Here is a 12,954-nt window from a genome sequence, read left to right as displayed (position 1 = left end):
ATTTACTCCTCAAGCCGCTTCGCGGCCTTCATCGTCGGCCGGAATGACTGGGTGATTGAGTTCGATTATCCGGGGGATTCTGGCAGGGTTTTCCTGCAGCCACAGGTCAAAGGCGGGAGACGCCGGAACATGGTCTACGCCACCGGGATTCCAGGGATGGCATCGGCACAACCGTCGCGCGGCCAGCCAGCTGCCCTTGGCGGCACCATGAACGGTCACAGCCTCAAGGGCATACGCAGAACAGGACGGAAAAAAGCGGCACACTTGGCCGTACAGCGGCGAAATGGTCTTGCGGTAGACCGCCAAAGCGCCAATCAATCCGGCCTGCGGGATCGTCTGGATCCTCTTCGCGGCGATGGGGCGGGAGGGAGCCTGTAGGCGCTGGGCAGTGGAACTCATGCCGCTCATCCCTTCTCCTCGGGCGCAACGCGCGCGGGCGCGGTGTGCGTTGCAGTCAACTTGATCACGGCCGTTTTGAACGCCTTCCGGTAATCATGTTCCAACGCGTCGAAGTCCGCACTGGGCGCTGCCGGAAGAGCCCGCACGACAACTGCGAGTCCTTGGGCATACTGACTGTCCCTTAGACTAGCCGCTGCGAGTTCCCGCAGTCTCCTCTTAACGCGGTTGCGGATGACGGCGTTCCCCACAGCCTTCGAGACAATGAAGCCGAAAGCTGTCGGTTGGTCCGGATTAACCGCTGCCGCATATAACACCAAGTTCCGGCGCCCTGATCGGACGCCGGAACGTACAGTTGTTGAGAAGTCCGCCGATGCGCGAATCCTGTGCTGGCTGGAAAGCATGGCGCTACGCAGCCGGCCGAAACGCGTTGCTGCGGGAACGGACCCTCACAGCCGAATCGACAAACTGGCTATTTAGGCCGACAGTTCGGTACGGCCCTTGCTGCGGCGTGCAGCCAGGATGGCGCGGCCGGCGCGAGTGCGCATGCGAAGGCGGAAGCCGTGCTTCTTGGCACGACGGCGGTTATTCGGCTGAAAAGTCCGCTTGCTCACGGTGGTTACTCCAAGACGATCGACAGATGCGGTTGGACCCGTTGCAACAGGGGGAAGAACAGGTCGACGCTCTAATATAGGGGCCCACTCCGGATCCAGGACGCTGGGCGTGCAGGGATATCAAAGTAGACATGAAGGACTAGTCAACGTTAGGCGATGGCAGTAAGAACCGTCAAACCCGCGGCGCCGACGCCCGGGCGTTTCCGTGGATAACACCTGTGGACAACTCTAGCTCGAACGCGGTTCGCACCGTCCCAAGGACTCGGGGCAAGGCATCCACAGCCCCCTGCATCCCGGCTGTTATCAAGCAGAATCATGCTCTACGCTTGCAGGAGCCCCTTATCCACTGTCTGTGAATAAGTCTGTGGATTTCGGGCGCGCTGTCGGCAGAGGCCGAAGCAAGTTGAGCTTCTGAGGGGTATCTAGGTGGACACGGACCAAATTAATGACGTCGGAAGTTCTTGGCGCAAAGTGGTCCGCACGCTGGAACAGGACGATCGGGTCTCGCCGAGGCAGCGCGGTTTCATCGTTTTGGCCCAGGCGAAAGGGCTGATCGGTACAACGTTGCTGGTTGCCCTCCCTAACGAACTGACCCGCGAAGTCTTCCAGTCGCAGCAGCTCAAGGATCCGCTGCACGACGCGCTGTTCGAAGTTTTCAAGGACGACATCCTGTGCGCTTTCAGCGTCGACACTGATCTGGCCCCGCACGCGGAGCCGGAACCCGAACAAGAGCCTCGGCCGGCTCCATCGGTGGTGCGGAACGAGGCACCGCCTCAGCCGCCCAAGGAGAGCGCCTCCCAGGAACTGGGGCGCCTCAACCCCAAGTACATTTTCGATACCTTCGTCATTGGCTCATCCAACCGCTTTGCACACGCGGCTGCGGTAGCGGTGGCCGAAGCGCCGGCCAAGGCATACAACCCGCTGTTCATTTACGGCGACTCCGGGCTTGGAAAAACCCACCTTCTTCACGCCATCGGCCACTACGCCCGCCATCTCTATAACGGCATCCGTGTCCGCTACGTCAATTCCGAGGAATTCACCAACGACTTCATCAACTCCATCCGCGACGATGAAGGCGCCAGCTTCAAGCAGTTGTACCGCAACGTCGACATCCTGCTGATCGATGACATCCAGTTCCTGGCCAACAAGGATGCGACGCAGGAAGAGTTCTTCCATACGTTCAATGCTCTGCACAACCACAGCAAGCAAGTAGTGATCACTTCGGACCTGCCGCCGAAACAGCTCTCCGGTTTCGAAGAACGGATGCGGTCGCGCTTCGAATGGGGGCTGCTGACGGACATTCAGCCGCCGGAGCTGGAGACCCGTATCGCGATTCTGCGTAAGAAGGCCATCAGCGAGGGGCTCTCAGTACCCGACGAGGTCCTCGAATACATCGCCTCCAAGATCTCCACCAACATCCGCGAGCTTGAAGGCGCCCTCATCCGCGTCACCGCTTTCGCCAGCCTGAACCAACAGGCAGTAGACATGGGTCTTGCCGAGATAGTCCTCAAAGACCTCATCACCGACGAGGGCGCACAGGAAATCACATCGGCCACGATCCTTGGCCAGACTGCTGCTTACTTCAAGCTCAGCATGGAGGAGCTGACCAGTAAGTCCCGTACCCGGACGCTGGTGACGGCCCGCCAGATCGCCATGTACCTGTGCCGCGAGCTGACCGATATGTCCTTGCCGAAAATCGGCCAGGAGCTTGGCGGACGCGACCACACCACGGTCATCCACGCCGACCGGAAGATCCGTGAACTGATGGCCGAACGCCGCGCCATCTACAACCAGGTAACCGAGCTGACCAACCGCATTAAGCAGCAGCAGCGCGAAAGTTAGCCTCGCCGGCGGCTTCTGGCCCTGAACTACACCGGTGAAATTAACAGGTGTGGATAAGGCTGTGGATAGTTAAGTGGACAACCCCGGTGCTTAAGAGGACAACTGCCGGGGTGCCTGTGGACACGCGAAATCACAAGGATTTTCCTCCACAGCGGCCCAACACCAACTGCGAACACCCTGCACATCTTGTGAACAGGCAACTTCCGCGCAACGGCAAGCGACGCCGAGGTTTTCCACAGTATCCACAGCCGTTATTAACACTACGAATCCCATTATTTGAAGTTCTTTCAAATAACATTTGACCCTGTCCCGGTTTCCCGACACCCTGCAGAACAGCTCGTCCGAACCTCCAAACGCTGCCGGTGCGCATTGACCGTTGCTGCGGCTAAGCTTGCACAGAGAATTGTTGCCATCTGCTTCAGCCCGGTGCCGTAGTCCAAGCGTTTACACACCAGGCCAGAAGCAGGCGGCCTTCCCCAGCATGTTCGTTGTGAAAGGCGGCTTACTTCAGTGAAGTTCAGAGTTGATCGGGATGTTCTGGCGGAAGCCGTGACATGGACAGCCCGTTCCCTGTCACCTCGTCCGCCGGTACCCGTTCTGTCGGGGCTGCTCATTCGTGCTGAAGGCGGCATGGTGAGTCTCGCCAGTTTCGATTACGAGATCTCGGCACGTCTTCAGATTCCGGCGGATGTCACTGCTGAGGGAACCATCCTGGTATCCGGACGCCTCTTGGCCGATATCTGCCGCAGCCTGCCCTCCGCCCCGGTGGACATCGAAACCGATGGCTCAAAGGTCGCGTTGACGTGCCGCAACAGCCGGTTCAACCTGGCCACCATGCCCGAGGGCGATTATCCGGAACTCCCGGCGTTGCCTGATGTCAGCGGAGTCGTGGACGGGGAGGCCTTCGCCCAAGCCGTCAGCCAGGTGATCATTGCCGCGAGCCGTGACGACACCCTGCCCATCCTGACCGGTGTCCGGATGGAAATCGAAGGCGATCTGATCACCTTGCTGTCCACCGACCGCTACCGGCTGGCCCTTCGCGAACTCAACTGGCGCCCCACCACCCCGGGCATTTCCACCAGCGCATTGGTCAAAGCCAAAACGCTGAGCGAGGTTGCCAAGACGCTTGGCGGTTCCGGCGATCTCAACATTGCCCTGTCCGACAACAGCGAACTGATCGGCTTTGAAAGCGGCGGCCGCCGGACCACGTCGCTGCTGGTGGACGGTGACTATCCCAAGATCCGTTCGTTGTTCCCGGACAACACGCCGATCCACGCAACGGTGGAGACCACCACCCTGATCGAAGCCGTCCGCCGCGTTTCGCTGGTGGCCGAGCGCAACACCCCGGTCCGTTTGGCCTTCACTGACGGTCTCTTGACGTTGGACGCCGGAACCGGCGAAGACGCCCAGGCCTCCGAGGCGATCGAGGCTGCGCTGACGGGCGACGAGATCACCGTCGCCTTCAACCCGCACTACCTGTCCGAAGGTCTCAGCGCGTTCGACAGCAAATATGTCCGGTTTTCCTTCACCACGCCGCCGAAGCCGGCGGTCATCTCCGCCCAAGACGACCTCGAGGGCGAAGACAAGGAAGATTACCGCTACCTGCTGATGCCGGTGAGGTTGCCCAACCAGTAACCGGAACCCCAACCGCCCAATGACGAGAGGAAAGAGTGAGCAGCATGCACATCGGACTGATCGGCTTGGGACGGATGGGTTTCAACATGCGGCAGCGGCTTCGGGACGGCGGCATTGAGGTCACCGGGTTCGACCGCAACCCCGAGGTCAGCGACACCGCGACCGTCGATGACTTGATCCAGTCGCTGCCCAGCCCACGCACCGTGTGGGTGATGGTCCCCTCCGGTCCGGTTACTGCCGAGGTCATCACGGAACTGGCGGGCAAGCTCTCCGCCGGGGACCTGGTGATCGACGGCGGAAACTCCAAGTTCACCGCGGACCGGGATCACGAAGCACTGCTGGCCGGACGACAGATCGGCTTCCTCGATGTCGGCGTGTCGGGCGGCGTGTGGGGCCTGGCGAACGGCTACGGGCTGATGGCCGGAGGTCGTGCCGAGCTGGTCGAGGCAGCGATGCCGCTCTTCGACGCCTTGAGGCCGGAAGGTCCGCGGGAGGAAAGCTTCGTCCATGTGGGCGACGTCGGTGCCGGGCATTACGCCAAAATGGTGCACAACGGGATCGAATACGGGCTGATGCAGGCGTACGCCGAAGGGTACGAACTGCTGGAAGCCAAGGACATCATCAAAGACGTCCCGGGGACCTTCCGGGCATGGCAAAAGGGGACGGTGGTCCGGTCCTGGCTGCTGGACCTGATGGTGAAAGCCCTCGAAGAGGACCCCGGTCTGAGCCAGATCAGCGGGTACGTCGAGGATTCCGGCGAAGGCCGGTGGACGGTGGAAGAAGCCATCGCGCATGCTGTTCCCGCACCGGCCATCACTGCCGCATTGTTTGCCCGCTTCGCGTCACGCGAAGATGATGCCCCCGCCATGAAGATGGTGGCCGCGCTGCGCAATCAGTTCGGCGGCCATCCCGTCAAAAAGCCCGGACATCCCAACCCCGGCACCGAACCGAAGTAGCAGTACCGCATTGTTTGTTGAATTCCTTTCGCTGACCGACTTCCGCACCTACCCGCAGCTCGATATCGCCCTGAAGCCGGGCGTTACCGTGTTCGTTGGTTCCAACGGGGTCGGCAAAACCAATATCGTCGAGGCCATCGGCTATTTGGCGTCGCTTTCATCGCATCGGGTCAGCAACGACGCACCGCTGATCAGGTTCGACAGCCAGCGTTCCTTGGTGCGCGCCCGGGTGGACCGCGGCGGCCGCAGCATCTCGCTGGAATTGGAGATCACCGCCGGCAAGGCCAACAGGGCGCGCATCAACCGGGGTGCTCCGGTGCGTGCCCGCGACATTTTGGGCCACCTGCGAACGGTGCTCTTTGCCCCCGAAGACCTGGCACTGGTCAAGGGCGATCCTTCCAACCGGCGACGCTTTCTGGACGAGCTTCTGGCCAGCCTGGTTCCGCACCACGCGGCAACGCGCAGCGATTTTGACCGTGTGCTCAAGCAGCGCAATGCGTTGCTCAAGTCGGCCCGCGCCAGCGGCCGGTTCACCGCGGCCCATGAATCGACGCTGGAGGTGTGGGACCAGCACATGGCAGAGGCCGGCGCCGCGCTGCTCAAGGCCAGACTGGAGCTGGTGGACCTCCTGCAGCCGCATCTGAACGCGGCCTACGCAGCATTGACGGATGGCTCCAAACAGGCTGCCGCCGTGTACCGTTCCACCATCCATAGCCAGTTATCCGATGATGGCGAGGTGGAGAACGACGGCGGGGCCGGGCTTCCGCCGTTGGCAAGCCTGAGCGCGGCCGAGCTGGCAGAGCTGTACCTTGCGGCCTTCAAACAGCAACGCAAGCGGGAAGTTGAACGCGGGATCTCGCTGGTTGGTCCGCACCGTGACGAGCTCGAACTGATGCTGGGTCAGGCGCCGGCCAAGGGGTACGCCTCGCACGGCGAAACCTGGTCGCTGGCGCTGGCCCTGCGGCTGGCGTCCTATTACGTGTTTTGCGAAGACGATCCTGCCCCCGGCGCGGCTCCGGTGCTGATCCTGGACGATGTTTTTGCCGAACTGGACAACCAGCGCCGGTCAAAACTGGCGGGCATCGTTGCCAGCGCGGAGCAAGTGATCGTTACTGCCGCCGTGGCCGAAGACATCCCCGAAGCCCTGAGCGGCGAACAGTTCAAGGTGGTTCCGGGGGGCGTGGCCAGTGGCCAGGAAACCGTCTGAGCCCCGGCCGAACCCGCAGGAACAGGCGGACGTGGTGGGACAAACCGGCCTGCCGGATGGAGCGGGGCGTTCACAGCCTTCCAACCCGCCGGCAGCGGAGCCACAGGGCGCCGGCGCGGAGGAAGATCTGGATGCGGCCAAAGCGGTCCTCAACAGGGTTCGCCTGGCAGCAGCGGCCCGCGGCGACGTGCGCACCCGGGCTAACAGCCGCCGTCGTCAGTCCCGAGGAAACCGGCCGGCTGCCGCGCCGCAGGATTTCGGCCGCGACCCGCAAGGGCTGGGCCGCGTGTTCGACCGGTTCGTCGCAGAACGCGGCTGGAACTCCCCCGTGGCCGTCGGATCGGTAATTTCGCGGTGGGATGAATTGGTCGGGGCGGACATTGCCGCCCACTGCCGGCCCGAAAGCTTCGAGGACACGACGGTGCAGGTGCGCTGCGATTCCACCGCGTGGGCCACGCAGTTGAGGCTGATGAACGCTGCGTTGCTGAAGCGGTTCGGCGAAAAGCTGGGCCCCGGCGTCGTCACTAAAATCCAGGTCCTTGCGCCCGCCGCGCCCAACTGGCGCAAGGGCAAACGGACCGTCAGCGGCCGCGGGCCCCGGGATACGTACGGCTGATTCCGGTCCTCGAAGCGTGCAATCCCGCCGCATCCGGGACGCGCCTGCGTAAACGGCATGCAGAGCGCTGCGGGGGCCTCCGGACATATACGGTCCCATCAAGCACCCGGCGGGCGCGTTAAATGCCGGTTTCCGTGCCGCTTAGAGCCATGTTCGTGCAGGTTTCACCGCCCTGACACGGTAGAATTGACTGGGCGGCGCCCGTCCTCACTGTGGAAGGGCGCCGACACACGAGTCCATCCGGACGGAACACAAGGAGTCAACGGCAACTGTGGCAGAGGACAACGAGCTGGAAAACACCGGCGCAGAACCCGCAACGGCAGAGGGCAACGACGGCACGCATTACGACGCCAGCGACATCACCGTCCTCGAAGGTCTGGAAGCCGTTCGCAAGCGGCCGGGCATGTACATCGGTTCCACCGGCCCGCGTGGTCTGCACCATTTGGTCTACGAAGTCGTGGACAACTCCGTTGATGAAGCGCTTGCGGGTTACTGCGACACGATCGATGTGACGCTGCTGGCCGACGGCGGCGTCCGGGTAGTGGACAACGGCCGCGGCATCCCCGTCGACATGCATCCGACCGAAGGCAAGCCGACGGTACAGGTGGTCATGACCATCCTGCACGCCGGCGGCAAGTTCGGCGGCGGCGGGTACGCGGTCTCCGGCGGCCTGCACGGCGTCGGCATCTCCGTGGTCAACGCCTTGTCCGCCCGGGTGGAAACCGAGATTCGCCGCCAAGGCTATGTCTGGCAGCAGTCGTTCGCCAACGGCGGCATGCCGGTGGGCGACCTGCGCCGCGGCGAGGAGACCACCGAGACCGGTACGTCGCAGACATTCTGGGCCGACCCGGAAATCTTCGAATCCACCGAGTACGACTTCGAGACGCTGCGCGCCCGGTTCCAGCAGATGGCCTTCCTGAACAAGGGCCTGAAAATCATCCTGACCGACGAGCGCCGTCCGGAAAACCACGCTCCGGACAGCGAAGACGTGGATCTGGACTCCGCAGGTTCCGAGGTCGAGACCACGGCCGAGCACCGCCAGGTCGTCTACAAGTACGACAACGGTCTGCTGGACTACGTCACCCACCTGAACTCCTCCAAGAAGGTGGAAGTCATCCACCCCGAGGTCATCGCCTTCGAGACCGAGGACACGGAGCGCAAGCTCTCGGTGGAGATCGCGATGCAGTGGACCACCTCCTACTCGGAGAGCGTCCACACCTACGCGAACACCATCAACACGCATGAAGGCGGCACGCACGAAGAAGGCTTCCGCGCCGCGATGACGTCCCTGATCAACCGCTACGCGCGGGAAAAGAACCTGATCAAGGAGAAGGAAGACAACCTCACCGGCGATGACATCCGCGAGGGCCTGACCGCCGTCGTCTCGATGAAGCTGGGCGAGCCCCAGTTTGAGGGCCAGACCAAGACCAAGCTGGGCAACTCCGAGGCCAAGGGCTTTGTGCAGCGTGTTGTCACGGACGGACTCGGCGACTGGCTGGAACGCAATCCGGGCCCGGCCCGCGATGTGATCCGCAAGTCCATCCAGGCCTCGCAGGCCCGGCTGGCCGCGCGGAAGGCACGCGAATCCACCCGACGCAAGGGACTGCTGGAATCCGGCGGCATGCCGGGCAAGCTCAAGGACTGCTCGTCCCGCGACCCATCCAAGTCGGAAATTTACATTGTGGAGGGTGATTCGGCCGGTGGCTCTGCCGTCCGCGGCCGGAACCCGGAAACCCAGGCCATCCTGCCCCTGCGCGGCAAGATCCTGAATGTGGAGCGGGCCAGGCTGGACCGGGCACTGGGCAACGCCGAAGTCCAGTCCATGATCACCGCCTTCGGCGCCGGCATCGGCGAGGACTTCGACGTCGAGAAGGCCCGGTACCACAAGATTGTCCTGATGGCCGATGCCGACGTGGACGGCCAGCACATCACCACCCTGCTGCTGACATTGTTGTTCCGGTACATGCGTCCGTTGATCGAGAACGGCTACGTGTACCTGGCGCAGCCGCCGCTGTACCGAATCAAGTGGTCCAACCATGCGCACGACTATGTGTTCAGCGACCGTGAGCGGGACGAAACCGTGCGCCGCGGCCTGGCGAACAACCAGCGGCTGCCCAAGGAAAACGGCATCCAGCGGTACAAGGGCCTGGGCGAGATGGACTACACCGAACTGTGGGACACCACCATGGACCCCGAACGCCGCACACTGCTGCAGGTGACCATGGAGGACGCCGCCGCTGCGGACCAGACCTTCTCGGTGCTGATGGGCGAGGACGTCGAATCCCGGCGCTCCTTCATCCAGCAGAACGCCAAGGACGTCCGCTTCCTCGATATCTAGCGTGTCCCCCATGGACCGGCCACCGGCCGGCCGATGGGCTGCGGACCGCGACCAGGCTTTGACGTAAAGGAACTGAAACGATGAGCGACGAAGAGACGCCGGACCTGCCGGAAGGCATTGGCGAAGAGCCGATCGAGGGCGAAATCCTCACGGACCGGGTGGAGCAGGTGGACCTGCAGACCGAAATGCAGCGGTCCTACCTGGACTATGCCATGGCGGTTATCGTGGGCCGCGCGCTGCCGGACGTCCGGGACGGTCTCAAGCCGGTGCACCGGCGCGTCATCTACGCGATGTTCGACGGCGGCTACCGGCCGGAGCGCTCCTTCAACAAGTGCGCGCGCGTGGTGGGCGAGGTCATGGGCCAGTACCACCCGCACGGCGACATGGCCATCTACGATGCCCTGGTCCGCCTGATCCAGGACTGGACCATGCGGTACCCGCTGGCGCTGGGTCAGGGCAACTTCGGCTCGCCCGGCAACGACGGCGCTGCCGCCCCGCGGTACACCGAGACCAAGATGGCGCCGCTGGCGCTGGAAATGGTCCGCGACATCGACGAAGACACCGTCGATTTCCAGGACAACTATGACGGCAAGAACCAGGAACCCACTGTTCTGCCGGCACGCTTCCCCAACCTGCTGGTTAACGGTTCCTCGGGCATCGCCGTCGGCATGGCCACCAACATCCCGCCGCACAACCTGCGCGAAGTGGCCTCCGGCGTCCAGTGGTACCTGGAAAACCCCACCGCCAGCCGCGAGGAACTGCTCGAGGCCCTGATCCAGCGGATCAAGGGACCGGACTTCCCCACCAGTGCGCAGATCCTGGGTCACAAGGGCATCGAAGACGCCTACCGCACGGGCCGCGGCTCGATCACCATGCGTGCCGTAGTCAACGTCGAGGAAATCCAGGGCCGGACCTGCCTGGTGGTCACCGAACTTCCCTACCAGGCGAACCCGGACAACCTGGCGATGAAGATCGCCGAACTGGCCAAGGACGGCAAGGTCGCCGGCATCGCTGACCTGCGCGACGAGACGTCGGGCCGTACCGGCCAGCGCCTGGTGATCGTGCTCAAGCGCGACGCCGTGGCCAAGGTGGTGCTGAACAACCTCTACAAGCACACCTCGCTGCAGGAAAACTTCGCGGCCAACATGCTGGCAATTGTCGACGGCGTGCCGCGCACCCTGACCCTCGATGCCTTCATCCGGCATTGGGTCAGCCACCAGTTGGAAGTCATCGTCCGCCGCACCCGCTTCCGGCTGAATAAGGCCGAGGAGGAAGCACACATCCTGCGCGGCCTGCTCAAGGCCATGGACGCCCTGGACGAAGTCATCGCCCTGATCCGGGCCTCGTCCACCACCGAAGAGGCCCGCGACGGCCTGATGCGGCTGCTGGAGATCGACGAGGCGCAGGCCCGGGCCATTCTTGACATGCAGCTCCGCCGCCTGGCCGCACTGGAACGGCAGAAGATCCAGGACCGCCACGCGGAACTGGAACGCATGATCGAAGAGTTCAACCGCATCCTGGCCTCCGAAGTCCTACAGCGCAATATTGTCAGCGAGGAACTGGCTGCGATCACGGAGAAGTACGGCGACGACCGGCGGACCCAGATCATGATGGGCTACGACGGCGACATGAGCGTGGAAGACCTCATTCCCGAAGAGGAGATGGTGGTCACCATCACCCGCGGCGGCTACGTCAAACGCACCCGCAGCGACAACTACCGCTCGCAGCAGCGCGGCGGCAAGGGGATCCGCGGTGCCCAACTGCGCGGTGACGACGTCGTCGAGCACTTCTTCGTCACCACGACGCACCACTGGCTGCTGTTCTTCACCAACCTGGGCCGGGTCTACCGGGCCAAGACCTACGAGCTGGCCGAGGCGGGACGCGACGCCAAGGGCCAGCACGTGGCCAACCTGCTGGCGTTCCAGCCGGATGAGCACATTGCCCAGGTGATGGACCTGAAGGACTACCAGCAGGCGCCCTACCTGGTACTGGCCACCAAACGCGGCCTGATCAAGAAGACCCGGCTGGAAGACTACGACACCAACCGTTCCGCCGGCGTCATCGCGATCAACCTGCGCGAAGGCGACGAGCTCGTTTCGGCGCGTCTCGTCGCCGAAACCGACGACATGATGCTGGTTTCCCGCCGCGGCCAGTCCCTGCGCTTCACCGCTACGGACGAAGCCCTGCGGCCGATGGGCCGCGCAACCTCGGGCGTGACCGGGATGAAGTTCCGCGAGGACGACGAGCTGTTGGTGGCAGGCGTGGTGCGCGACGACTCCTACGTCTTCATCGTCACCGAGGGCGGCTTCGCCAAGCGGACCTTGGCCGACGAATACCGTGTCCAGGGCCGCGGTGGCCTGGGTATCAAGGTGGGCAAGTACCAAGAGGAACGCGGGCATCTGGTCGGCGCGCTGATTGTCCAGGAAGAGGACGAGGTGCTGGTGGTGATGGAAAGCGGCAAGGTGGTCCGCTCGTCCGTCGCCGGCGTTCCGGCCCGCGGCCGCGACACCATGGGCGTCATTTTCGCCAAGCCGGACAAGAAGGACCGCATCATCGCCGTGGCCCGGAACTCCGAACGAGGCCTGGGCGGCGAGGAAGACACCGAGAATCCGGACGCTCCGGAAGCTCCCGAAACCGACACCGCAATCGACGCCGAAACTGGTGCCGGAACCGACGCCGAAACTGCGCCGCAGGCCAACGATGAAGTACCGTTGGACGCAGACATGACGCAGTCCGCAGCCGAATCACCGGCGCCGGAAAACGGAGGTATCGAGTGAGTACACCTAAAACGCCACGGCCGGGCACCCGCCCGCAGCCGGCCAACGCGCCTCGGGCTGGTACTACTCGTGGCGGCACGCCCGCCCGACCCGCGCAGCGTCCGGCCAGTAGCGGGCAGCGGCCTGCCAATGGCCAGCAGCGCCCCGCCGGGCAGTCCGGCAGCGCCGGCCTGGTCCGGCCGGCGCCGAAGGCCAAGGTCCGCCGTGCCCGCCTGCTGGTCAGCAAGGTCGACCCGTGGTCGGTCCTGAAGATGGCCTTCCTGCTCTCCGTTGCGCTGGGCATCGTCACCGTCGTGGCTTCGATCGTGCTCTGGACAACGCTGGACATCACCGGCATCTTCGACCGCGTCAACGGTCTCCTGTCGGAAATCGCCGGCACAGAGAGCGGCGGCTTCGACCTGCGTTCCTATGCCTCCCTGGGACAGGTGGCGTCATTCGCCACCATCATCGCGGTGGTCAACGTGGTCCTGCTGACCGCGCTGGCCATGTTGTCCGCGGTGCTCTACAACATCTCGGCCACCCTGGTGGGCGGCATCGGGGTCACGCTGACGGACGACTGAGCCGATTTGAAGT

At 63.6% G+C, this 12,954-nt stretch carries 11 protein-coding genes; 8 read left to right on the top strand and 3 right to left on the bottom strand.

Annotated elements, in window-relative coordinates:
- Positions 1-9: 9 nt before the first annotated feature.
- The 3 genes from yidD to rpmH all read right to left on the bottom strand — a co-directional run bounded on the left by yidD (position 10) and on the right by rpmH (position 1,010).
- Positions 10-408, bottom strand: coding sequence for a membrane protein insertion efficiency factor YidD (yidD, locus tag ACWF5H_RS00955; RefSeq protein ID WP_452034236.1), 399 nt, complete (start codon positions 406-408; stop codon positions 10-12).
- On the bottom strand, positions 405-800 hold the full coding sequence (gene rnpA / locus ACWF5H_RS00950) for a ribonuclease P protein component (RefSeq protein WP_364651831.1): 396 nt from the start codon (positions 798-800) through the stop codon (positions 405-407). The genes yidD and rnpA overlap by 4 nt, the downstream gene beginning before the upstream one ends.
- Before the next feature lie 72 nt (positions 801-872).
- On the bottom strand, positions 873-1,010 hold the full coding sequence (gene rpmH / locus ACWF5H_RS00945) for a 50S ribosomal protein L34 (protein ID WP_127513203.1): 138 nt from the start codon (positions 1,008-1,010) through the stop codon (positions 873-875).
- Positions 1,011-1,436: 426 nt separating this feature from the next.
- Here rpmH and dnaA point away from each other — a divergent pair, with 426 nt between their 5' ends.
- From dnaA to ACWF5H_RS00905, 8 genes are all read left to right on the top strand, one after another.
- Positions 1,437-2,852 (top strand): chromosomal replication initiator protein DnaA, encoded by a 1,416-nt coding sequence (dnaA, locus tag ACWF5H_RS00940; RefSeq protein ID WP_452034235.1) that lies wholly within the window; start codon positions 1,437-1,439, stop codon positions 2,850-2,852.
- A 510-nt stretch (positions 2,853-3,362) separates the two neighbouring features.
- Complete coding sequence (gene dnaN / locus ACWF5H_RS00935; RefSeq protein ID WP_452034234.1) at positions 3,363-4,487, top strand: DNA polymerase III subunit beta; 1,125 nt, start codon at positions 3,363-3,365, stop codon at positions 4,485-4,487.
- 44 nt (positions 4,488-4,531) lie between these two features.
- Entirely contained in the window at positions 4,532-5,443 is a 912-nt protein-coding gene (gnd, locus tag ACWF5H_RS00930; RefSeq protein ID WP_452034233.1) for a phosphogluconate dehydrogenase (NAD(+)-dependent, decarboxylating), read from the top strand.
- Between the two features lie 10 nt (positions 5,444-5,453).
- Positions 5,454-6,650, top strand: coding sequence for a DNA replication/repair protein RecF (gene recF / locus ACWF5H_RS00925; RefSeq protein ID WP_452034232.1), 1,197 nt, complete (start codon positions 5,454-5,456; stop codon positions 6,648-6,650).
- Between the two features lie 34 nt (positions 6,651-6,684).
- Entirely contained in the window at positions 6,685-7,266 is a 582-nt protein-coding gene (locus tag ACWF5H_RS00920) for a DUF721 domain-containing protein (RefSeq protein WP_452034231.1), read from the top strand.
- A 271-nt stretch (positions 7,267-7,537) separates the two neighbouring features.
- Positions 7,538-9,604: a DNA topoisomerase (ATP-hydrolyzing) subunit B gene (gene gyrB / locus ACWF5H_RS00915; RefSeq protein WP_452034230.1), complete on the top strand. Its 2,067-nt coding sequence runs from the start codon at positions 7,538-7,540 to the stop codon at positions 9,602-9,604.
- 80 nt (positions 9,605-9,684) lie between these two features.
- Positions 9,685-12,381 (top strand): DNA gyrase subunit A, encoded by a 2,697-nt coding sequence (gyrA, locus tag ACWF5H_RS00910; protein ID WP_452034228.1) that lies wholly within the window; start codon positions 9,685-9,687, stop codon positions 12,379-12,381.
- Positions 12,378-12,941: a DUF3566 domain-containing protein gene (locus tag ACWF5H_RS00905; RefSeq protein ID WP_127513197.1), complete on the top strand. Its 564-nt coding sequence runs from the start codon at positions 12,378-12,380 to the stop codon at positions 12,939-12,941. Before gyrA ends, ACWF5H_RS00905 begins: the two co-directional genes overlap by 4 nt.
- The last annotated feature ends 13 nt before the right edge of the window (positions 12,942-12,954 follow it).

The organism is Arthrobacter sp. NPDC055138 (assembly GCF_053607305.1).
This window is presented reverse-complemented; position numbering and strand designations above follow the sequence as displayed.

Coding starts and splice junctions, on each gene's coding strand:
- yidD (WP_452034236.1), bottom strand. CDS start 408: ATGAGCGGCATGAGTTCCACTGCCCAGCGCCTACAGGCTCCCTCCCGC.
- rnpA (WP_364651831.1), bottom strand. CDS start 800: ATGCTTTCCAGCCAGCACAGGATTCGCGCATCGGCGGACTTCTCAACA.
- gnd (WP_452034233.1), top strand. CDS start 4,532: ATGCACATCGGACTGATCGGCTTGGGACGGATGGGTTTCAACATGCGG.
- gyrA (WP_452034228.1), top strand. CDS start 9,685: ATGAGCGACGAAGAGACGCCGGACCTGCCGGAAGGCATTGGCGAAGAG.